General features: G+C 31.4%; 20 protein-coding genes. 6 read left to right on the forward strand and 14 right to left on the reverse strand.

Features of this window, described 5'->3' with window-relative positions:
• Nucleotides 1-73: 73 nt before the first annotated feature.
• Nucleotides 74-1,315: an aminopeptidase P N-terminal domain-containing protein gene (locus tag EQM05_RS08790; protein ID WP_128749693.1), complete on the reverse strand. Its 1,242-nt coding sequence runs from the start codon at nucleotides 1,313-1,315 to the stop codon at nucleotides 74-76.
• A gap of 26 nt (nucleotides 1,316-1,341) precedes the next feature.
• Nucleotides 1,342-3,816: an ABC transporter substrate-binding protein gene (locus tag EQM05_RS08795; protein WP_243108030.1), complete on the reverse strand. Its 2,475-nt coding sequence runs from the start codon at nucleotides 3,814-3,816 to the stop codon at nucleotides 1,342-1,344.
• 190 nt (nucleotides 3,817-4,006) lie between these two features.
• Between EQM05_RS08795 and EQM05_RS08800 the strand changes: the two genes are divergently transcribed.
• A complete protein-coding gene (locus EQM05_RS08800) occupies nucleotides 4,007-5,374 on the forward strand; it encodes an MATE family efflux transporter (RefSeq protein ID WP_128749694.1) in 1,368 nt (455 codons plus the stop codon).
• A gap of 38 nt (nucleotides 5,375-5,412) precedes the next feature.
• On the opposite strand, the gene EQM05_RS08805 is transcribed toward EQM05_RS08800, so the two are convergent.
• The 3 genes from EQM05_RS08805 to EQM05_RS08815 all read right to left on the reverse strand — a co-directional run bounded on the left by EQM05_RS08805 (nucleotide 5,413) and on the right by EQM05_RS08815 (nucleotide 9,891).
• A complete protein-coding gene (locus EQM05_RS08805; RefSeq protein ID WP_128749695.1) occupies nucleotides 5,413-7,842 on the reverse strand; it encodes a glycogen/starch/alpha-glucan phosphorylase in 2,430 nt (809 codons plus the stop codon).
• Between the two features lie 424 nt (nucleotides 7,843-8,266).
• Entirely contained in the window at nucleotides 8,267-9,241 is a 975-nt protein-coding gene (locus EQM05_RS08810; RefSeq protein WP_128749696.1) for a P1 family peptidase, read from the reverse strand.
• 62 nt (nucleotides 9,242-9,303) lie between these two features.
• Nucleotides 9,304-9,891 carry an ECF transporter S component gene (locus EQM05_RS08815; protein WP_128749697.1) on the reverse strand — a complete coding sequence of 196 codons (588 nt, stop codon included), beginning with the start codon at nucleotides 9,889-9,891 and terminating at the stop codon, nucleotides 9,304-9,306.
• 284 nt (nucleotides 9,892-10,175) lie between these two features.
• Between EQM05_RS08815 and rd the strand changes: the two genes are divergently transcribed.
• The gene (gene rd, locus EQM05_RS08820; RefSeq protein ID WP_128749698.1) at nucleotides 10,176-10,334 is read left to right on the forward strand and encodes a rubredoxin; all 159 of its coding nucleotides are present in this window, start codon (nucleotides 10,176-10,178) and stop codon (nucleotides 10,332-10,334) included.
• Nucleotides 10,335-10,404: 70 nt separating this feature from the next.
• Here rd and EQM05_RS08825 read toward each other — a convergent pair whose 3' ends face one another.
• Genes EQM05_RS08825 through EQM05_RS08835 form a run of 3 tightly spaced genes read right to left on the reverse strand, consistent with a single transcriptional unit; the run spans nucleotide 10,405 to nucleotide 13,065 of the window.
• Nucleotides 10,405-11,163, reverse strand: coding sequence for a tRNA threonylcarbamoyladenosine dehydratase (locus EQM05_RS08825; protein ID WP_128749699.1), 759 nt, complete (start codon nucleotides 11,161-11,163; stop codon nucleotides 10,405-10,407).
• An 11-nt stretch (nucleotides 11,164-11,174) separates the two neighbouring features.
• Nucleotides 11,175-12,314 (reverse strand): N-acetylglucosamine-6-phosphate deacetylase, encoded by a 1,140-nt coding sequence (gene nagA / locus EQM05_RS08830; protein ID WP_128749700.1) that lies wholly within the window; start codon nucleotides 12,312-12,314, stop codon nucleotides 11,175-11,177.
• Nucleotides 12,315-12,333: 19 nt separating this feature from the next.
• A complete protein-coding gene (locus EQM05_RS08835; protein WP_128749701.1) occupies nucleotides 12,334-13,065 on the reverse strand; it encodes a GntR family transcriptional regulator in 732 nt (243 codons plus the stop codon).
• A 208-nt stretch (nucleotides 13,066-13,273) separates the two neighbouring features.
• Between EQM05_RS08835 and EQM05_RS08840 the strand changes: the two genes are divergently transcribed.
• The 4 genes from EQM05_RS08840 (at nucleotide 13,274) to EQM05_RS08855 (ending at nucleotide 16,028) form a co-directional block, all read left to right on the forward strand.
• Entirely contained in the window at nucleotides 13,274-13,525 is a 252-nt protein-coding gene (locus EQM05_RS08840) for a hypothetical protein (protein WP_128749702.1), read from the forward strand.
• A 98-nt stretch (nucleotides 13,526-13,623) separates the two neighbouring features.
• Complete coding sequence (locus EQM05_RS08845; protein WP_128749703.1) at nucleotides 13,624-14,568, forward strand: AEC family transporter; 945 nt, start codon at nucleotides 13,624-13,626, stop codon at nucleotides 14,566-14,568.
• 77 nt (nucleotides 14,569-14,645) lie between these two features.
• Nucleotides 14,646-15,110, forward strand: a complete 465-nt coding sequence (greA, locus tag EQM05_RS08850; RefSeq protein ID WP_164917247.1) for a transcription elongation factor GreA — start codon at nucleotides 14,646-14,648, stop codon at nucleotides 15,108-15,110.
• A 138-nt stretch (nucleotides 15,111-15,248) separates the two neighbouring features.
• Entirely contained in the window at nucleotides 15,249-16,028 is a 780-nt protein-coding gene (locus tag EQM05_RS08855) for a nitroreductase family protein (protein ID WP_128749705.1), read from the forward strand.
• Nucleotides 16,029-16,080: 52 nt separating this feature from the next.
• Here EQM05_RS08855 and EQM05_RS08860 read toward each other — a convergent pair whose 3' ends face one another.
• The 6 genes from EQM05_RS08860 to EQM05_RS08885 form a co-directional block, all read right to left on the reverse strand.
• Nucleotides 16,081-17,037: a serine hydrolase gene (locus EQM05_RS08860; protein WP_128749706.1), complete on the reverse strand. Its 957-nt coding sequence runs from the start codon at nucleotides 17,035-17,037 to the stop codon at nucleotides 16,081-16,083.
• 16 nt (nucleotides 17,038-17,053) lie between these two features.
• Nucleotides 17,054-17,356, reverse strand: coding sequence for a LapA family protein (locus EQM05_RS08865; protein ID WP_128749707.1), 303 nt, complete (start codon nucleotides 17,354-17,356; stop codon nucleotides 17,054-17,056).
• A 49-nt stretch (nucleotides 17,357-17,405) separates the two neighbouring features.
• Entirely contained in the window at nucleotides 17,406-20,843 is a 3,438-nt protein-coding gene (locus tag EQM05_RS08870) for a pyruvate carboxylase (protein ID WP_128749708.1), read from the reverse strand.
• A 136-nt stretch (nucleotides 20,844-20,979) separates the two neighbouring features.
• Nucleotides 20,980-21,942: an acyl-CoA dehydratase activase gene (locus tag EQM05_RS08875; RefSeq protein WP_128749709.1), complete on the reverse strand. Its 963-nt coding sequence runs from the start codon at nucleotides 21,940-21,942 to the stop codon at nucleotides 20,980-20,982.
• Nucleotides 21,923-23,020 (reverse strand): 2-hydroxyglutaryl-CoA dehydratase, encoded by a 1,098-nt coding sequence (locus tag EQM05_RS08880; RefSeq protein WP_128749710.1) that lies wholly within the window; start codon nucleotides 23,018-23,020, stop codon nucleotides 21,923-21,925. Before EQM05_RS08880 ends, EQM05_RS08875 begins: the two co-directional genes overlap by 20 nt.
• Nucleotides 23,017-23,934 (reverse strand): acyl-CoA dehydratase activase-related protein, encoded by a 918-nt coding sequence (locus tag EQM05_RS08885; protein ID WP_128749711.1) that lies wholly within the window; start codon nucleotides 23,932-23,934, stop codon nucleotides 23,017-23,019. The genes EQM05_RS08880 and EQM05_RS08885 overlap by 4 nt, the downstream gene beginning before the upstream one ends.

Consider the following 23,934-nt stretch of genomic DNA (forward strand, 5'->3'; position numbering starts at 1 on the left):
TTAGATTTTATTCATAATTTATAAAATTCAAATTGTAAATAAAAAGGAATTGCGACACCGCAATTCCTTTTTATTATCTGCACATAAAGTTTTCAATATCATCAATAGTTTTTATCATATTCTTTGTTAATACTCTGCACCCTGTATCAGTTATTAATAAATCATCTTCTATTCTTACTCCAATACTTTCTTCAGGAATGTAAAGCCCAGGTTCATCAGTAATAACCATACCTGCCTGCAGATTCATTTCCTTACCTCCAACATCATGAGTGTCACTTCCCAGATGATGACTAAAGCTGTGGAAGTAGTACTTTGAAAGCTCATTTCTTTCTTTTATTAAACCCAGTTCTATTAAGCCGTCAGTTAATATATTTCTTACTGTATCTTCCAGATAACTGAAGCTTATGCCTGGTTTAGCTTTTTCTATTACAGCCATATTTGCTTTTAAAACAACATTATATACCTGCTTCTGCCTTTCAGTGAATTTTCCTGAAACTGGGAAAGTACGTGTAATATCTGCATCATAGTATTCATATTGAGCGCCCAGATCACAAAGTACAAGATCATTTTCACCTGTTTTGCAATTATTGCTGCTGTAATGCAGTGTTGCACCATTTCTGCCACTTCCGCAAATTGTATTAAAGGCCTTATCAACTACACCGTTTTTCCTTAGACTGTAGTCAAAATATGCTTCAATTTCGTATTCCATCATACCAGGCCTGCAGTTCTTCATCATGTTCTCCACACCTTCAATTGTAATGGCAGCTGCCTTTTCCATGGTCTGGATTTCTTCTTGAGATTTAATTACTCTTAATTTGGAGATTTCAGGATAAATATTTTTTATAATTATATGGGGATATTTTGCTTTCAATTCACCTGCATACGCCTGAGCATTATTTATTGGATTTAACCATTCAGCTCTTTCTAAATCCAGGTATACAGATTGGAAATTAAATCTTCCAAGCATTCCTCCAATATAACTTTGAAATTCATCAATATATTGAATGGATGTTATGCCGCTTTTTTCAGACACTTCATCCACGGAAATTCTTTCTCCAACCCATCTTGCCATTACAGGGTCCTGTCTTTCTATGAATATAGTCTCATGAATGCTGCCATTTCTTTTATAAGCAGTAAGTATTTCATTTTCCTCTGCTATGCCAGTAAGATATAAAAAATTTCTGTTAGGTGTAAAGCTATATTTCTCATCAGCTGATTTATATGGCGCCTGTCCAGCAAACAATATAAGTATAGAGTCATCCTCTAATTTTTTATATAATTTCTCCCTGTTTTTTAAATAAAAGTTTTTATCCATGATTTTATCCTCCTTGTATAATAAATTTATTTACTTTCTCCAATAATAATGTCTTCATATTTTAAAATGCTTAATGTACTTAACCTTACCCCTAAAATACCATCCTGTGAAGTATATCCAATTTGAGGATGATATAAGAATATCCAAGGTACATCATTAACTATTAACTTTTGGATCTGTTCATACATCTTTGTCCTTTTTTCAGGGTTCACAATTTGTTTAGCTTTTTCCATAAGATTACTTACTTCAGCATTATCATATCTTGTAAAATCTGTAACATTAGTAGGATTAAATAAAGGCTGCAGGAAGTTATCCGGATCACCTGTATCTGCAATCCATCTTGCTATGTAAAGATCGCATTGTGATATTTTTTCAGGAGTAAGATATTTGTCAGATGGGACTTTATTTATTATGCATTCTACTCCTGCATCTTTCAAATCTTTAATAATTGCCTGTGAGATTTTATTGAATAAAGTATCTTCACTTTCATCCCTGTAATTTATTTTTATTTTTTTAGCATTTGGATACTTATTTATTATTTCTCTGGCCTTTTGAGGATTATATTCAAATGATTTTAATTCAGTGTTATTTATTATGGCTGGAGGAAAAGGTCCTTTACTTTCAACTGCCATACCGCCTAAAATCTCTTTTATTATATTTTGTTTATTAACTGCTAAATTAAGTGCTGTTCTTAATTCCACACTTGAGGCATATGGTGAACTGGATTTCAGATTAAAGCCAGCATAATATGTACCTAAAATGCTTCTGAACTTAATGTTATTTTTACCTGAACCCTTAAGCTTTTCAAGGTTTTCTTTGTTTTCTATGTTTATGAAGTCAAATTTCTTTTCGAGAAACCCTGTTGAACTATTATTTACATTATAATATACTTCTATTCTATCTACATAAGGGGCACCTCCAAAGAAATCACTGAAGGCCTTAAGAACATACTTTTCATTGTCCTTACTTTCAATCATATATGGTCCGCATCCGGTAAACTTACCCTTTGCAACATCTTCCTTTGCAATTATTGAAACACAAAACTGTCCTAAATTTAATAAGAATCCGCTGTAAGGTGACTTAAGCTTTAATTCTATTCTATATTTGTCTAATATTTTTATTCCCTTAATATTGTCTGCCTTTCCCTTATTAAAGTCCTCTGCTCCTTCTACCTGATCCAGATACCAGAAGTTAGCTGAATTTAAAGAAGGACTCAGCAGTCTTTCAAATGAATATTTAACGTCTTCAGCAGCTACTTCTCTTCCATTATGAAATTTTGCTCCTTTTCTTAAATTAAATACCCATGTAACTCCATCTTCTTCAACATCCCAGCTCTTTGCAATACCTGGAATAATTTCACCTGTAGGTCCAATCAAAAGTAATCCTGCATGAACATTAAATAAAATCTGTGCACTTTGCTGGTCATATGCCAAAGCAGGATCCATACTGAGGGGCACTCCACTTAAGCATGTTCTTAAAGTATACTGTTGATTTTTCACTGAGTCTACCTGACTTATAAGTTTATTAGAAATGACTTTTAAATCCTTAGCTACTTCTGACAGCATATTAATTGAAGTTTTAGTGTATTTACTGTTTAAAGAAGCCCATTCTACCAGGGACATTACTTTGCCTGATACCACATTCATTTCCTCTGTAGAGCTTACGATACCCTCAAGGCTTGAAGTCTGCTTTGAAGCAGCTGTACTGATTTCAGAAGCCACATCAGTTGTAGTATTTACAGCATCTACAATGCTTTTAAACACTTCCCTTGTGTTATTTGCAATATTTGTACCTTCTTTAACCTTTTCAGCACTTTTATCCATGGCCTTCATAGTTTTATCAATGCTTTTATTAATTTCAGAAACAGTTTTTGAGATATGCTCAGCAGATTCAGAACTTCTCTGAGCTAATTTTTTTACTTCTGCTGCAACAACTGCAAATCCCTTTCCAGCATCTCCAGCTCTTGCAGCTTCTATTGCAGCATTAAGTGAAAGTAAATTTGTCTGGTTTGAAATGTCTTTAATTATCTTTAGCATTTCATTAATCTGGATTGCTTTTGTGTTTAAATCTATAACTACATCTTTTACATTAGTAACAGATTCTTCAATTTCTTTCATTGCATCTAATGAATTTGTTACAGCCTGACTTCCTTTGTTAGCGATTTCAAGTGTCTGCGCTGCTATTGACTTTGAATTTTCTGTGCTTGCTATAACTTCTTCAGCTATTGCAGAGTAACTGCTTATTTCATCAACCACTTTTTCAATTGATTCCATTTGTATTTCCACATTATGTGAAATATTATTTGTTACATTTATTAAATTATCTGCAGCAAAATTAGTTTCATCTACTTTTAAAATTATTTTATCTACAATACAATTTTGATTATGCTTTAATAAGGCAATTCCTCTGGTATCATTATTAACAATATTATTATCCTGTTTAATATCAGGATTATCATTCTTTACAGTAAATTCTTCATTCTTTCTTTTAAAATTAAACACAAAATTTACTTCCTTTCCTTATTTAATCATCTTTCTCACAATTTAGTATCGTTTATTTATTTTAAAACATTATATGTCCATTTAATATTTCACTACTTTTATCATATATATTTTTCTCATTTAATACATTCTTAGTATGAAATAAATAAGGAGTGATGTAACTTCCCACAAATAAATAAGGAGTACAAATATGCATATAAATAAAAACGGAAGCTATGTATTAAATATATCACTGCCCATAGTGGCAGAAATGATAATAATAACTTTGATTACCAATACAGATTTGATAATGGTTGGAAATGCAGGAGGAAATATATGTGTTACAGCAGTTGGATTAAGCAGCGGGATTATGAACGTTTTTGTCAATATATTCATAACTACAGGAATATGTATATCCATTACATCTTTAGTTTCAAGAAAAGTCGGAGCTAAAAATTATGAGGAAGCTGATGAATATGCTGCACTAGGCATTATAATCGGTATAATAACAGCAATAATAATATTCATATTCTTATTTTGTTTCTGCGAAAAACTATTAACTATTGGAGGAGCAAAAGGAGAAGTATTACATATTTCTAAGGTATTTATGAAAATAAGCTCATTTTATATTTTTATATTAATGGTAAATTCTTTAATTAACTGTTTATTCAGAGCTCATGGAGATACTTATACTCCATTTTTTGTATCATGTTTAATCTTTTTAAATAAATTATTTATAAACTGGCTTCTTATTTATAGATTTAAGTTCTTTACTGTGACAAACAGTGCAGCCCTTGCATCTATTTTCAGTCAGCTATTTGGATTAATCTATTTAATAATCCTTCTCTCCATGAATAAAAATATTAATTTGAGAATAAAGTACATTTTTTACTTAAATAAAAACAAATTTATTGAAATTATCAAACTTTCAATTCCTTCTTCACTGGAAGAAGCAGCATATAGTGTCAGCAGATTATTATGCTCATTTATAATAATGCGTTCAAGTTCTATAGCCTTTGCAGCTAATGAAATTGCAAATTCAATAGAATCTATATCAGTGATGCCTGGTATTGGTTTTGGTCTGGCTTCTACAACTCTGGCAGGTATTAATATTGGAAAAGGTGATTATAAACAGACAAGGAAAAATGCAAAGCAGTGCGTATTTCTTGCTGCCTGTATTATGTCATTCTTTGGCTTAATGTTTGTTTTGATTCCCGGTTTTTTAGTTAAAATATATTTAAATAAATCAGAGTATGAGGTAATTAAATATGCCTCATTATGTCTTACTATTGGTGCTTTAGAACAGCCTTCCATAGCAATATCATCTGTATACGCAGGTGCACTTAAAGGGCTTGGTGATACAAAGACTCCTTTTTATATTTCCCTTATTTCAAGCTGGATCATCAGGCTTCCTTTAATTTATTATTTTATTTCATTAAAGCATTTATCTGTTACATATGTATGGTGGGTAACAGATATACAATGGGCTTTTGATGCCATAATGGCTGTAATATGTTTTAAAATAAAAATAAAGAGATATTCTTTTTTATTTACAAGAAAAAACTATAGAACAATGTAATGTTACATTATTCTATAGTTTTATTTACAAAATGCTGATTATAATACTCCCCAGATTTCTTTTCCATAGGCTCTTATTGTGTTATCTGATGAAAAAATTCCGCTGTGTGCTATATTTTCAATACACATCTCTTGCCATTTTGAGCTGTTCTTATAAAGATTATTTATCTTATTTTGAGCTGAAACATATGAATCAAAATCTTTAAGTACAAAATATTCATCATTTCTGGCAAGAAGTGAAATCTGAATATCCACGAATTCAGATGGTGACACTCCTAGTGAACCATCAGTTAATGCATTTATTATTCTGTTTAATCTCATATCTTTACAAAAATAATCCCTTGAATTATAGCTTCCATCAGCCGTTAATTTAAGAACCTCATCTTTGTTCATACCAAATATAACAATGTTGTCGTCTCCAACGGCATCATGTATTTCTACATTGGCACCATCTAAAGTTGCTATGGTAACAGCACCGTTCATCATGAATTTCATATTTCCTGTTCCTGAAGCTTCCTTAGTAGTTGTTGAAATCTGCTCACTAACATCTGCACATGGGATTATTTTTTCAGCAAGGGATACTGAATAGTTTGGTAAAAATACAACCTTAATTTTGTTATTTATACTCTTATCATTATTAATAACTTCTGCCACTGTATTAATAAGCTTTATTGTTTTTTTAGCTAAAAAATAGCTGGGAGCAGCCTTAGCTCCAAAGAAAAATGTTCTTGGAACTATATCTAAATTTGGATTTTCCTTAATTCTATAATACAAATCCATAATATTAAATACATTTAATATCTGTCTTTTATATCCGTGCAGCCTTTTTACCTGAACATCAAATATTGTATCAGGATCAATTTTAATTCCATATTTTGATAAAGCATAATTTGAAAATTGAATCTTATTGCTGTTCTTTATGCTGCTTACTTTTTCTTTAAATGCTGAGTCCTTTGAAAAAGCACTTAATTGTATTAATTTATCAGGAGAATATATCCATTCACTGCCTATTGTGTCAACAATTAAATCTGATAATTTAGGATTGGCTTTAATAAGCCATCTCCTATGGGTTATTCCATTTGTTTTATTATTAAATTTTGATGGATAAAATTCATTAAAGTCAGCAAGCTCTTTATGTTTTAATAATTCTGTATGAAGTTTAGCCACTCCATTTACAGAATGACTTCCTACAATAGCTAAGTGAGCCATATAAACCTGTCCATTGTTTATAATACTCATCTTATTTATTTTACTGCTGTCTTTTCCATATCTATCAGCTATTTCAAGGACAAATCTTCTGTTAATTTCCTCTATAATCATATATATCCTTGGAAGCAGTTTTTTAAACATGTCAACAGGCCACTTTTCAAGAGCTTCTGCAAGAATTGTATGATTTGTGTAAGCCATTATATTTGTTGTAATTCTCCATGCATTATCCCAGTCTATCATTTCTTCATCAACTAAAATACGCATTAGCTCTGCTATTGCTATTGATGGATGAGTGTCATTAATATGTACAGCTATGTGTTCATCCATTTCTAAAATTGGTTTCCCCATTTTTTTATATCTTCTTACAATGCTTTGAAGACCTGCACTTACAAAGAAATACTGCTGTTTTAATCTTAAGATTTTTCCTTCTTCTCTTGAGTCATCTGGATATAATACCTGAGAAATGGATTCAACAGAGAATTTATTTTCCACTGCCTTAGAATATTCACCTCTGCTGAAGCAGGCTAAATCAAAATCCTTGTCTACTGTTTCTGCTCTCCAAAGCCTAAGAGTGTTAACAGTATTATTCCTATAGCCTATTATAGGAGTATCATAGGGAACAGCAAGAACTTCATCATAGTTTTCATGAATAAAAGAAAGCCTGTTATTCTTAAATACAGCTTTTACATCTCCGCCAAATCTTACTTTTACAGCTTTATTTTCTTTTCTGACTTCCCAGATATTGCCGTCCTTAAGCCAGTAATCAGGTATTTCCACCTGATAACCATCTACGATTTTTTGTTCAAATAAGCCATAATCATATCTTATGCCGCAGCCATGACCTGGTATTCCAAGCGAAGCCATGGAATCTAAGAAACATGCTGCTAATCTTCCAAGACCCCCATTGCCGAGCCCTGCATCGTTCTCCTGATCTTCAAGATCTTCCAAGTTTATGTTTAACTCGGACAATGCTTCAGCGCACTGCTTTCTGATTCCTAAATTTAGTAAGTTACTTCCAAGCAATCTGCCTATTAAAAATTCCATAGAAAAATAATATACCTGCTTGGATTTTTCTTCCGTATATCTTTTATTTGATTTTTTCCAGTTCTCAGAACAATAATCCCTTATTAAGCTTCCTAATGCTAAATATTTATGTAAATCTGATGCTTCATTTATGTCTTCAGCGTAAAGGGTTGTAAGTTTTTTAATAAAATCGTTTTTTATAGTTTTTGCACTAATTTCAATAATAATCACCCTCATTAATATGAATTTACTACATAATTCTATATCTAATGACAAGGTCAGTCAATATGTGGTAAATGTTATCATAAAAAAAATAAGTTTTTTTGTAAAATTTAAATTATATTATTGCTTTTTAATTTTATAACTTATTATAATGTTACCTACAATAAAGGTAACTATTACTCCTAAAATAAATGTAATAAAACCAATTCTTAAGTTCCTCTTTATAATATAAACAATTATGGAAATTATAAAAAATAAGAAGTAAAACCTATCCATAATTTTATATATGTTATCCTGCACATCTTTCATCATCTACTTTTCTCCCCCTGCAATTACAAATGAGTCGCTATCTGTCATCCCCAATTTTTAAATTGTATACTTTGTAAAGTATACATAAATAATATTATAACAGTTTTATATTTATAAATAAATAATGCAATTAATGATTGCTTATAATGTCGCTATAGCTTATATAGCCATGACAGCTTTCGGCACTCTTTACAGCATTTAATATTGCCTTCTCCATTACATTAGCTGCCAGCATACCAATAACATTAACATCAGCATCTGTCTTCCCTGTTCCTAATGTAAAAATAGTGTCGCCATCAAACATAGAATGAGCCGGTCTCATGGTCCTTGCATAGCCATTATGAGCCATAGAGCTTATTTTTTTTGCCTGTGCCTTTGTCAAGACTGCATTTGTTGCTACAACTCCTATAGTAGTATTTCCTGAAAACAAATTGCTTTTCATCTGATATTGATCCATCATAATACTTTCAGTGTTAACAAATCCATTCTTTTCTTTATTTAATGCTCCTGCAATTATTTTTTCTGAACATGGATCAATAACATCGCCTAAACAGTTTACAGCCACAATTGCACCTACTTTAAGTCTGCCTATTTGTACTGCATAAGTTCCAAGCCCGCCCTTCATGGAAAATTCAGGCCCAAGTATTTTGCCAACAGTAGCTCCTGTGCCTGCGCCAATATTTCCCTGCATCTGTTCCTGTTCATTATAAGCATTTATACAAGCTGAATATCCCATTTGTTTATCAGGTCTTATCTTTGAACTTCCAATAACTAAATCAAATAATACTGCTGAACATACAATTGGTACTTTTGTTACAGAAACGTCAAACCCAATATTTCTTTCTTCTAAGAATTCCATTACTCCTGAACTGGCATCAAGGCCAAATGCACTGCCTCCCGCTAGTACAACAGCATTAATTTTTTCTACTAAGTTTACCGGGTCCAGAAGATCCGTTTCCCTTGTACCTGGAGCTCCTCCTCTCACATCAACACCTGCAACAGCTCCTTCTTCACATATGACTACGGTGCAGCCTGTAGCAGCTTCAAAATTCTGTTCATGTCCAACTTTTAATCCTTCAATATCAGTGAATTTTATTCTCTTCATAATATTCCTCCAAATTAGCTTTATTTAAAAAACTCCTAGCTTGGTATGCTAGGAGTTCCATATTACTTTCTAATTTTATTTACTGCCATAACTACAGAAATTGTAATTACAACTGATAGTATAGCTTCTGGTATACCATTGGTTACACCAACGGCTATTAATCCATCCTTAGCAACTGCTGGACTTATTCTTAATGCTTTTGCATATTTATCAACATAAAGCAGATAAATAAGGCCAAGTACACCAAAAGTATTTGTAAAAGAGCCTACAGCTGCAGCCACACCAATCTTTAAAGTTGAAATTTTACCAAACATTCCTTTAAAAGCATAATATGATGTAATACCAATTAATACCCTTGGCAAAACAGATATTATGGGATTCATAAATATGAATGATAAAGGTGTTGGAACCATTACAGCCTGAATTACGCTGAATAATCCAAAAATCAGACCAATCATAGCGCCTACAACAGGACCTTCAAGTATTGCACCTATAATTACAGGCACATGCATTATAGTTGCCTTAATTGGCGGGATAGGAATAAATCCAAGTCCTGTTACCCCAAGTAATATTGAGATGGAAGACAGCATACCAGTAATAGCCATCTGTCTGGTGTTAAATCTTGCAGTACTACGCAGTTTTCTTTCCATAAATATACCTCCGTTCTTATTCCTTTATAGGATATAATTCGGGCCACTTATTAAACTTTATTTATGTTCAGTTTCATAAGAATACCGACATAGATATTTTAGCACCTTTAAAATAAATTTTAAATAGTTTTTTTCGTGAAATATTTATCATTTTCAACGGATAATATTATTAATTAGTAATAAGTGTTGACATCTTTAAAATTTAGTATTAAAATGTAAGCATAATAAATAATAAATATTGTCAAAATAGAATTAAAAACAATATAATTTTGGGAGGTATTAGTATGAAAAAGTATGTTTGTTCAGTTTGTGGTTATATTTATGATCCAGAAACAGGTGATCCTGATAATGGAGTAGCTCCAGGAACTTCCTTTGCTAATCTGCCTGATGATTGGGTTTGCCCTGTGTGTGGAGTTGATAAAAGTCAATTTGAAGAAGAATAATAAAAGAGAAAGCTGCTGTAATAAAAATAATTATTAATTTTACAGCAGCTTATTTTTGTATAGCTTTAATTTATTTTAAGCTGAGTATATCTTTAATTACCTCGCCGCCTATGATTAATCCTGCAACTGGAGGTACAAATGAGATACTGCCTGGTATCTGTCTTTTTGCCGCGCATTTCCTGCTTCCTCCAGTACATACACAGCCTTCCTTACATGTTATAACTTCATCTGATCTTGGTTTTATTGGCTCTTCTTCAGAGTAAAGCACTTTTAAGCTGTCTATATTTCTTTTTCTAAGCTCATGGCGCATAACTTTGGCTAAAGGGCATATTTTAGTACTGTATATATCTGCTATTTTAAACTTAGTTGGATCCAGCTTATTTCCGGTACCCATGCAGCTTATAATATGTATATTATTATGCTTGCACCATTGAATAACTGATAATTTCGAAGATACTGTATCAATTGCATCCACCACATAGTCTGTATCCATAGGTATAATATCTGAAATATTCTCTTCATTTATAAAAGTCTCATATACAATTACATTGCATTTTGGATTAATGGATAAAATCCTATCCTTCATTACTTCTACTTTAGGTTTTCCTATAGTGTTAAATGTGGCATGAATTTGTCTGTTAATATTTGTTAAGCACACGGTATCATCATCCACAAGTATTATTGAACCAATGCCTGATCTTGCAAGTGCTTCTACTGTAAAGCTTCCAACCCCGCCAACGCCTAACACTACTACCTTGCTGTTATTTAATTTATTTAAGGCTTCTCTGCCAATTAATAACTCTGTTCTGGATAAAGAATGTTGTTTCATGATATGTCTCCTTAGTCTTTATATATTATATTACCTTCAGCAATAGTTTCTTTTACATTAATGTCTTTATCAAAAATTACTATATCAGCATCCTTGTTAACTTCCAGGCTTCCTTTGCATTTATCCAGCTTTATCTCTTTTGCAGCATTTAATGAAACCATATTAATAACTTCATTGATTTTTAAATTTGTATTGTTCAATATATTAAATACTGCTTTATTTAAAGTGAGTACACTACCTGCAAGAACTCCATCTTCAAGTCTGGCAGAATTGTCTTTGACAATAACCTTTTGTCCTCCCAGATCATATTGGCCGTCCTTCATACATCCAGCTCTCATAGAATCAGTTATAAGTACAATTTTATCCTTACCTTTAATATTTACTAAAAGCTGAAATAAAGAAGGATGAACATGAATTTTATCTGCTATTAACTCACATACAATACTGCTGTTAAATATAGCACCTACAATTCCAGGTCTCCTGTGATGAAGAGGTGTCATTGCATTAAATGTATGAGTTGCATGTGTAATGCCTGCATCTATAGCATCCATTGCTTCTTCATAGGTAGCATTGGAATGTCCAATTGATAAAACCACACCATTGTTTTTTGCTTCTTTAATAAATTGGAAATTATGATCCTTTTCAGGAGCAAGGGTAATTATCTTAATTACATCCATATATTTATCAATTAACTTAAATTCAGGATTTAAAATATGTTCTGCAGCTTGTGCACCTTTATATTTTTCATTTATAAATGGGCCTTCCATATGAGCTCCAACTACCTTAGCCCCCGGCATTTGTTCTTTCATTGCCTGCCTTATTGTATCTAAAGCTTTATATATTAAATTTATATCCATAGTCATTGTTGTTGGAAGAAAAGCTGTAACTCCATTTTTAGCAATGGTACTGCTTATAACTTTTAAGCCTTCAATATCTCCATCCATTGCATCCTTTCCTCCAGATCCATGAATATGCAGATCTATAAATCCTGGAGATACATAATTGCCTTTAGCATCAATAATCTGCAGCTCTGAATTATTAAGTTGATCCAAATTATCTGTTATATCAATTATTTGCTTATCGAAAATTATACTTTTACCTGAAACAACTCCATCTTTTGTGATTATTTTTCCATTTATAATAGCCTTCATTTTATCACCCCTGTAAATTTTATTTTAATGTTACTTCATATTTATATTTATCGCTTCTATAAAATGATTTAGTATATTCAATTGGAACATTGTTTTCTATATATGCCGTTCTTCTAAAAAGCAGTGCTAAAGAATCTTTTTTTTGATTTAATAATTTACATTGCTCTTCTGACAGAATTACTGGCTCAATGGTTTGTTTAGCATTAGTAATACTATACCCATAGTCATTCTTTAATACTTTGTACAATGAATTATCCTGTATCTTTTCTATAGTAAGATTCTTGCACAAATTTTCTGGAATAGTTACTTTTTCAATTACAAATGGTTCATTATCAATAATCATAAGTCTGTCTATTTCAAAAACTAAATCCTTACCATAATCCAGATTCAAAATAACACTGTTATTTTTTGTAACCTCTTTTATCCTAAAAGACAGTATCTTAGATGAAGTATTATACCCTTTTCCTCTCATTTCCTCTGTAAAGCCTTTTAATTCAGATAATTGCTGGTTTATTTTTGGTTCAGCAATAAATGTGCCCCTTCCCTGCTCCCTATATAGAAGTCCTTCATTTACCAGTGATAAAATTGCCTTATTAGCAGTCATTCTGCTTATGCCCTGTATTTCACACAGTTCCCTTTCTGTAGGAAGTAAATCACCTGGCTTTAGCTCTTCATTTTCAATCATTTCCTGAATAATTTCCTTTAGCTGATAATGAAGAGGAATAGGACTGTTCTTTAAGACTTTTCTCATTTTTATCTCTCCTGCCTTATACAATGAGTTATTTTATATCTAAAATTCAAATTTTTCAATGCATATTGTCATATTGTATATACCAATATTACTACAATTTATAAAATTCTTCAACATATATAATTTTTAACACAACCTTAACCAAAGTCATGCTTAAATTTTATATAATAAAAAAGAAGAGAAATAATTTAGGGGGAGCAAAATCATTATGAATAAGAGAATAAGCAAGAAAATAAAAAAGAAAGTTCTAAATAATTTTGAGCAGTCCATGATTAATGCCGCTCTGTTATCTAAAGATGAGTTTATTTTCAATGGAAAAACTTATTATTTAAGCACATATGGCAATTATATACAAACCCTTATTGATGATAGATTTTTATTAAGAATTACTGAAAATCAAAAATATAATAAAGATGTAAATAAAGATGTAATAAAACTTTATAGCAGCCTGAAATGCTAATGATTTTTAATGAGCAGCCTGGAATACAATTTCCGGGCTTTTTATTTTATACACTATGTTATAATTATTTATAAAGTTATAAGGAAGGTATTTTCACAATGCAGATAATTTTTACTTCACTTCAAAGTATTTTAAGTATTATTATTATGATATTAATTGGATATTTTTTAACAAAGAAAAAGTGGTTTGATAATAATGCTTCTAAACTATTTTCAAAAATAGTATTTAATATATCTTTACCAGCATTAATGATAGAAAATCTATGCACTAATTTTAACAGGCAGAAATTCAGCAGCCTTTCAAAGGGGTTAATGGTTCCCTTTTTATCAATGGGAATAAGTTATATTATTGGAATAACCTTATCAAAAATTATAAAAGTTAAAAAAGGAAGAAGAGGAACATTTGTATCCATGTTTTTTGTTTCCAATACCATATTTATCGGGCTGCCAGTTAATTTAGCACTGTTTGGCGATAAAAGTGTGCCCTATGTGCTGCTTTATTATGTTGTAAACACATCATTTTTTTGGACTTTGGGAACATATGGAATCAGTAATGATGGACATGGTGGAAATAATAAAATTTTATCTTCTAAAACATTAAAGCAGATTTTTACTCCGCCATTAATTGGCTTTTTAGTTGGCTTATCTATTATTTTTGCTAATATAAATCTTCCAAAATTCATATTAGATACTTGTAAATATCTTGGAAATCTTACCACACCCCTTTCAATGATGTTTATAGGCATAACCATTTATTCAGTTAACTTAAAAGAAGTAAAATTCTCTTTAGATATGTTTGCAATATTAATTGGAAGATTTTTAGTTTCTCCAATGCTGGTAATAATATTAACCTGGTTTTTCCCCATTCCTGATTTAATGAAACAGGTATTTGTTATGCAAGCTGCAATGCCTGTAATGACCAATACATCCATTGTTGCAGCAAAATGCGGAGGAGATTATGAATATGCTGCCATAATGACAGTCATAACTACAATAGCTTGTGTTTTTATAATTCCATTTTACATGCTGCTGCTAAATCTATAGTTTTTATTGCATTAATTTATTATTAGTATTATTATTTTAATGGAGTAATCTTTACAGTAATTATAGGCGGTGATATGATGAACAAAGTAAAATTAACAGAGTCAGGTAAGAAAAAGCTGGAAGACGAACTTGAGTATTTAAAAACCGTAAAAAGAGTTGAAATAAAGGAAGCTCTAAAATCTGCAAGAGCTCAGGGCGATTTAAGTGAAAATGCAGATTATAGTGCAGCTAAAGATGATCAGTCCATGACAGAAACAAGAATACTTGAATTAGAAGCACAGTTAAAAAATGCAATTGTAGTTGAATCAAGTGAATCAGACAATATATTTGATGTTAACAAGAAAGCACTTGTTAAATTTTATGATATTGATGAAACTGAAGAGGTTACTTTGGTTAGTTCCGTTGAAGCTGATGTTAAGAATATGAAGATAAGTATTGATTCACCACTTGGAAAAGCCCTTTACAAATTAGAGGTGGGAAAAATAACTCAGGTTGAGTCCCCTGATGGGAAATACCAGGTAGAAGTTATAAAAATACTTTAAAGCATATTACAAATAAAAACTGCTGGCATAAGCTATTGCCGGCAGTTTTTATTATTTAAAATTAGCTGCATGTATATCATTTTACATGAAGCAATAGTAAAATTATAAATATAGTTATATTTATAAGGAGGAAATTTTATGAATTCAACACTTCAGTTACTAAAAGATCGTTTTTCTTTAAGAAAATATGCCGATAAAGAAATTACAGATGAGGATTTAAATGCTATTATTGATGCAGCTATTGGTGCACCAACAGCTGGAAACATGATGATGTATTCTATTATAGTAGTAAAGGATAAAAATAAAAAATATATTCTAAGTAAAACCTGTGATAATCAGCCTTTTATAGCAAATACACCTGTTATCTTAATATTTGTCGCAGATTGCAAACGATGGTTTGATTATTATAATTTAAGTAATGTAAAGGACTTCTGCCTAAATAAGAAGATGCCCTTTACTGCTCCTGATATATCAAATTTACTTTTGGCATCAAGTGATGCATTAATAGCTGCTGAAAATGCTGTAATAGCTGCGGAGTCACTTTCTATTGGCTCATGCTATATAGGAGATATAATGGAAAAATATGAAATTCATAAAGAATTATTAAAACTTCCTGAATATACTTTTCCGGTGGCAATGCTGTGTATGGGATATTATCCGGAAAATGCAGTTAGAAAACCCAGAGTAAGATTTAAAAAAGATTATATTGTTTTTAATGAAGAATATAAAATTCTTAAAAATGAAGAAATTATAGATATGTTTAGTGAAAAAGAAAAAAGTTTCTTTAAAGAGAATAAATATGGTGCTGAAAACTATGGACAGATGCATTATAGCTTTAAAACAGGCTCAGATTTTTCTAAAGAAATGGCAAGATCAGTGAAAGAAGCAATAAAGCAATGGAATGGAGATGAACTATAACATTTTACTAAAACATGCCCCGGGAGATTAGTCTCCTAGGGCCATATTGCCGCTATTTTTCATTGCTTATAACATTGTCATATATTACTTTTGATATTTGTCCAATTAATTCATTTGCATCAGGTACATCTTTTGTAAGAATAACCAGGATATATGGATCTTTTGTATAAACAATTCCCATATCATTCACATACTCATTATAATCACCTATTTTATGTGCTACTATGTGCTGAGGAATTAATTTATCTATCCTATCATGATAAATTGTATTTTCCATTAAATTAATTAAGTTTTGATAATATGGATTATTATCAGGGTTTTCGTACAGCCTTTCTAAAATTTGTAACGAATCATAAGCTGTAGTATAGTTATCACTTCGGTCTACATTGTGTCCTAATATACTTTCCAAATAATTAAACCTGTTATCAGTCCCAATTCTATCCAGCAGCATATTTATGGCAATGTTATCAGAATATATTATGGAGTATCTGCTTAAATCACTTACAGCTATAGGCTTGGATAAATCCTGGCCCTGCAGGATTCCAGCTCCATCCTCATAATCTTCATCAGTGTATGTTAGTTTTTCATTTTTGTTTATTTTGCCTTCATATACCATATCATAAAGAAGCATATTTATAGGAACTTTTACAGTACTGGCTGCCAAAAAACTCATATTTTCATTTATCATAATGCTGTCACCAGTATTGATATCATAATATGCCACTGCAACATTATTTTTATTGCTGCCTATTGTGCTGTCAATTTTTATCTTTAGATCATTCAGCCTGGAGTTTCTATTAAGGAAATTCATCTGTCTGGCTTTCTTCTTCTTGGTTATTATCATGCTTTGTTTATCATATAAATATTCAGTATTCAATGTATTTACCTTATTAGATTGAATTATATTGTTTGTTTTTGCATTTATTTTAGAAGAGTTATATAATAACGGAGCTGATATAAGAAAAAACAATATTAAGTCAACTAAATATACCTTAATTTTATTTTTCATAGTCAAATAACCTCATTTAATTTTTATCTAAAACATCCTTTTCCCTAATTACATCTATTTCATTTTGCTTTTTCTCCTGCTCCAGCTGGTTAATTCTTTTTAATAGCTGTTTATTTTCATATTTTATTTTAAGTTCTCTTTTAACCCCAAGAAGTGCTGCTATAATAGCACCTATAGCTGCAGAAATAAATATAATCAGAGCTAAAGAAACATTAAATTTTGCAAATAATAAACTTATTGAAATTGCTGCTGCATTTTGGATGGCAAATATGGAAATGAACAATGCAAAAATTAAAGAAATTATAAATGCAAATCTCATATTATTCACCTCCCGCCTTTTATAAAATATTCACATGTAAATTATATCACTATTCTAATTCAATTAACAATTCGCCAGATGTAACCTGTTTTCCTTCATCTGAATATATTTTTTTAACAATACCACAAACAGGAGCAGTAATGTTTGTTTCCATTTTCATTGCTTCAATTACTGCTAAGCTCTGGGCAGTTTTAACTGTATCTCCTTCTTTAACTAGCAGCTTTACTAATTTCCCAGGAATGCTGGCTCCAATTTCATTTATATTTTCTTTATCTGCCATAGTAACCATTTCCTCAGAATTAGATTCCTTTGTATTAGCAGCATTATCTTTAATAGAAACTTCTCTTCTGTTTCCATTAACTTCATAAACAACAATCCTGTTCCCATATTTGTCTGCTTTTCTGATTTCAAGCATTTTTACAATTAATACTTTGCCTTCTGCAATTTTTATCTCACTTATTTCTCCTTCTCTTAATCCATGGAAGAAAACGTCACTGCCCATATTGCTTAAATCTCCATATTGGTTAATGAACCTTAAATAATCCTCAAATACCTCTGGATATAAAGCATAACTAATAATATCCTTATTACTGAATTTAATTTTATATTTTTCAGTTAAATATTTATTTATTTTCTCAAAGTCTTCAGGAGGAAGAAGTTCACCGGGTCTCCCCTGAATTGGTTTTTCGCCCTTTAATATAAGCTTTTGCAGTTTATCAGGGAACCCATCTTTAGGCTGACCCATCATTCCCTTAAAATATGATACTGCGGAGTCAGGGAATGTTAAATTAGCTGCCTTGTCATAAATATTTTCAGGTGTTAAATCATTCTTCACCATGAAAATAGCCAAATCTCCCACCACTTTGGAAGAAGGTGTAACTTTTACAATATCTCCTAACATGATATTTACTTTTCTATACATATCCTTTATTTCATCAAATCTATGACCTAATCCGAAGCTTTCAATCTGAGGTTTTAAATTAGAATATTGCCCACCGGGTATTTCAAATTTGTATATTTCTGCAGAGCCTGTTTTTAACCCACTTTCAAATTTTTTATAAACAGGTCTCACAGCACTCCAATATTCTGACAGTTTTTGTATTTCATCTAATTTCAATCCTGTTTCTCTTTCTGTATTTTCTAAAGCTGCTACTACTGAATTTAATGCTGGCTGACTTGTGAGGCCTGACATACTGTTGAAAGCTGTATCTACAATATCAACTCCTGCGTGAGCAGCCATGAGTACAGTAGCTACTCCGTTTCCGGTAGTATCATGAGTATGAAGATGTATTGGTATACCAATCTCACTCTTTAAAGCACTAACCAGTTTATAAGCTGCATAAGGTTTCAATAAAGCAGACATATCTTTTATTCCTAAGATATGAGCCCCCATTTTTTCAATTTCCTTTGCCATATCTATATAGTATTGAAGTGAATATTTATCTCTTTTCGTGTCAAGAATATCCCCTGTATAGCACATGCACACTTCTGCAATCTTTCTCTGCTTTAAAACTTCCTCTGTGGAAACTTCCATTCCCTTTAACCAGTTAAGTGAATCAAATATCCTAAATACATCAATGCCAGATTCAGATGATTCTTTTATAAACTCTTTAATAACATTGTCAGGATAGTTTTTATAGCCAACTGCATTAGCACCTCTTAATAACATTTGAAAAAGTATATTAGGAACTTTTTCTCTTAATTTTACTAATCTGTCCCATGGAGATTCCTTTAAAAATCTGTAAGCTACATCAAAGGTTGCTCCTCCCCACATTTCCATAGAAAAAAGGTCCTTTGCCAGCACACTTTCAGCTCTAGCTATTTTTGTCATATCTATAGTTCTCATTCTGGTAGCCATAAGTGATTGCTGCGCATCTCTCATTGTAGTATCTGTAAGTAAAAGCTTATTTTGCTTTTTTATCCAGCTCACCACTCCATTTGGTCCCTGTTCATCTAAAATCTGCTTTGTTCCCCTAAGAGTTGAATCTATAGATACCTTTGGGATAACTGGCACATCAAAATCCTTTTTATGTCCATGTGTTTCATTAACAACCTTTTCTCCAATAAACTTTAGTATTCTCTGCTCATCATCTAATTTAGTATAAATATCAAATAATTCAGGATTTTCGGATATAAAGCTGGTATCACATTCACCTTTTAAGAACTTTTCGTGATTTAAAACATTTATTAAAAAGTCAACATTTGTTTTTACACCTGATATTTTTATTTCTTTTATAGCTCTTGTTGCTTTTCTTACAGCGTCAGCAAATGTTCTTGACCAGGCTGTTGTTTTTACAAGAAGGCTGTCATAATATGGGCTGATAACAGCACCAGTAAATCCATTTCCTCCATCCAGTCTTATTCCAAAACCTGACCCAGTTCTGTATACATCTATTTTCCCCGTATCAGGAGCAAAGTTATTAGCTGGATCTTCTGTAGTTACCCTGCATTGAATTGCACATCCTCTTGGATTAATGTCACTTTGAGATCTTATTCCAATTTCATTTGAATCCAATGTATATCCTTCTGCAATTAAAATCTGACTTTGAACAATATCTACACCTGTAACCATTTCTGTAATTGTATGCTCTACTTGAATTCTAGGATTCATTTCAATAAAATAATGATTTCCCATTTTATCAACTAAAAATTCTAATGTTCCTGCACTGGAATATCCAACACTTTCTGCGATTTTTACTGCATCACTGCATATTTCTCTTCTTTTTTCATTGGATAGAGAAATAGCAGGAGTAAATTCAATTACCTTTTGATGTCTTCTTTGTATTGAACAATCTCTTTCGTATAAGTGAACTATATTTCCTGATTTGTCTCCTAAAACTTGAATTTCTATGTGTTTAGGATTTTTTAAATATTTTTCAATAAAAACATCATCAATACCAAAAGCTTTTTTTGCTTCATTTCTAGCACTTTTATATGCTTCAATAAGATCTTCAGCTCTGTTTACTACTCTCATTCCTCTGCCGCCGCCTCCGGCAGCTGCTTTTACCATAACTGGATATCCGCAGATTTCAGCAAACTCTCTGGCTTCTTTTTCACTTTTTATTGGCTGCTGCACACCTGGTATTGTTGGTACTCCACAAGATTTTGCTGTTATTTTGGATGCTATTTTGTCACCCATCTTCTCCATTACATTCCAGCTTGGACCAATAAATTCAATTCCTGCTTCTTCACACTTTCTGGCAAAATCAGGATTTTCAGATAAAAATCCATAACCAGGGTGTATTGCATCAACACCTTTTTTTAATGCCAGATTAATTATTTCATCTATATTTAAATATGCTTCAACAGGTCCCTTATCCTTTCCTATTAAATATGCTTCATCAGCTTTTGTTCTAAAAAGCGATAATTTATCTTCCTCTGAATAAATTGCCACTGTTCTAATTCCAAGCTCTTCACATGCTCTAAATATTCTAATTGCAATTTCTCCTCTATTTGCAACTAAAACTCTTTTAAATTTCTTTATCATTAAATATCCTCCTGGTAAAACACCAATTTTAATAATTATAGTATGATATTATCATTGTAAATGAAGTTTTATATTATTTCAACTTGCAATTTTATTATATGCTGTAATTAAAAAAGGAACAGTTGACCTGTTCCTTTTAAACTGCCTTTTCAGATTTATTGCTCCATTTACCGCATCTATCTCCAATGCAGCCAATGGCTTCACTATTTTTTAATATTTTAACTACCTCACATCTATTTACACATCCTGAGCATTCGAAGCTTTTAGATGTAAAGTTACAGTCAGATATATTAAATCCTTTAAAGCCTGTATATTTCTTGCTTTTAACTGCTTCCTTAGCTAATATGGCAGCACCTATGGCTCCCATTAATCCATGATATTTGGGGACAGTTACCTGACAGTTTAATACTTTTTCAAAAACCATTTTCATTCCTTTATTGGCAGCAACACCGCCCTGAAAAAATATTTTTTCTTTTATATCTTTACCTTTACCAACGTTATTCAGGTAGTTCCTTACTAAGGCTTCGCAGAGTCCTCTGACTATATCTTCCTGTTTGTATCCTATCTGCTGCTTATGTATCATATCTGACTCTGCAAACACAGCACATCTTCCTGCTATTCTAACTGGATTATTAGATTTCAGAGCCAAATCACCAAACTCTTCTATTGGTATTCCAAGTCTTTCTGCCTGTCTATCTAAAAATGAACCAGTACCAGCAGCACACACAGTATTCATTGCAAAATCTGTAACTATACCATCTTTAATAATTATTATTTTTGAATCCTGGCCGCCAATTTCTATAATTGTTTTTATTTCAGGATCAATATCAAGTGATGCCACAGCATGAGCAGTAATTTCATTTTTTACTGCATCTGCACCAACCAGAAAGGATGATATTTTTCTTCCGCTTCCTGTGGTACCTACTGATTGTATTTCAGAATCTTTGTATTTTTTTTTCAATATATTAAAACCTTCCTGAATTACCTTTACTGGTTTACCCATAGTTCTTAAATATAATCCATCAATTACATTATTATTGTCATCAGTAAGAACTATATCAGTACTTACTGAGCCAACATCAATTCCCATATTGTACATTTTTACTTCTCCTTTCAAGCAAATCTACAAAAGCCTCAATTCTAGTGTCATATCCTGATTCTCCAGTCATTTCATCCACAACCAGTGTCATAATTGGGAAATTCTTATCTCTTGCAATGGATGGCAGTATAGACTTAGAAACGATCTCAGGCATACAGCCCATTGGAAATATTTGAATTGCTCCGCTAAAGCCTTCTTTATGTGCCATGAGAGCTTCTCCAATACATTCACGGCCATGGCCGCCTATGTAATAAGGAAGATATTCTTTTGATGCAATTCTTAAGTTTAATGAATTTAATTTTATTGCAGACAAAACAGCATCCTTAAACCACCAGCTGGGAGTTAATGATTTCCTTGTGGATACTCCCAGATCCATAAGCTTATCTTCAATGTATAAATTTGCAAATGGTTCTAATATAGTGTATATCTCACCTATGATTTGTATTTTTATTGGATTTTTATATTTATCTAATTTTACTTCATTTATTTTTTTATTATATTTATTCATTACATTTAACATTTCATGTGAAGAATTACATTTTATCGAATCACTTTTGCAATTATTCAGCAGAGTTTTTAATTCACCTTTATTTATCTCATAACCAGCAAGTAACCTTGCCTTTTTTTCTATATTATCAATTAAATTAATAATCTTATATCCATTTAAGAGTGCAGTAAGCTTCTCTTTTGCTGTTTTACTGGATTTTTCTGATATAATATTTATTCTTCTCAAAAATTCTTTATTTCCAATTGATGATGGCTTATCTAATACAATAAATTCAACATTATATCCAAGTTTTTTCATTATATTCATTTGTAATTCGCAGTATTCACCGTATCTGCATGGGCCGCAGCTTCCTGTTAAAACAATAGTATCTGCCCCCATTTTGATACTTTCAATGTAGTTACCTAATATAATCTTAAATGGCAGACAGATTTCTTCTGGTGAAAATTTAGTGCCAATTATCAAAGCACTTTTGCTGCTCATAGGAGGAACAATACATTCTATGCCTAAATCATCTAAAATAGCTTTTGCAGCAAAATATGAATTGCCTAATAGTGGGAATGTAATCTTCATATTGCATTCACCTTCTCAACTATATTCTTCTTTCTATAAAGCATGTCTGTAAATGCTTCCAATCTTGTATCAAAACCAACTTCGCCAGTCTGCTCATCTATTTTTAACTCTAAGAAAGGAAAATCCTTTACCTGGTTTTTTATCAATTCAATTACTATAGAATCAATGCCGCATGCGAAGGAAGATATGTATATAAATCCATCCACTGAACTGTCTTTATACATATTAAGTGCAAAGCCATACATTTTTCTTTCAAAGGTCCAAAATGGTTTTTTATATAAGCTGCTCATTTCATTATTTATTTCCTTTATATCTGCAAATTCTTCTGTAATTATGCCTATACCAAGTTTATTAAGTTTTCTCATAAGATTCATATTTGCATAGTTGTCATAAACATTGTATGGATGGCCTAATAAAGCAATCTTAATGCTAAAGTTTTCCTGGTTCATACCTAATTGAAAATTTTCTTGTTTATATAAAGCAGTTTTATATGCATTTTCTATTGTGCTTAAATTCTTTGTAAACTTTTTTCCAACCCTATAACACCATACTTTTAAATGTTTTTTTGTATCTGCATATATTGGATCCTGAATAACCTGAGGTAAATCAGGTATATCATTCGTTATCATTTCACCAATTCCACAGAATTTGGGGCAGATATATTCATCTTTATGCACTTTCATTATTCTGGGGATAAAAAGATAATCACATTTCCCTATTAAACTTGCACAATGACCATGAAAAATTTTAACTGGTAAACAAGCTTCGTCAACACAATATTTAATGCCATCATTTAATATTTCTTTATTGGTTTCTTCTGATGTTACTACATCCACACCTAAATTTATAAAAAAATTTAAATAGAAGGAACTATATTGGCAAAATAAAAGCCCTCTGGGTACGCCTACTCTCAC

Origin of the sequence: Clostridium sp. JN-9, assembly GCF_004103695.1 — a bacterium.
Taxonomy (GTDB): domain Bacteria; phylum Bacillota; class Clostridia; order Clostridiales; family Clostridiaceae; genus JN-9.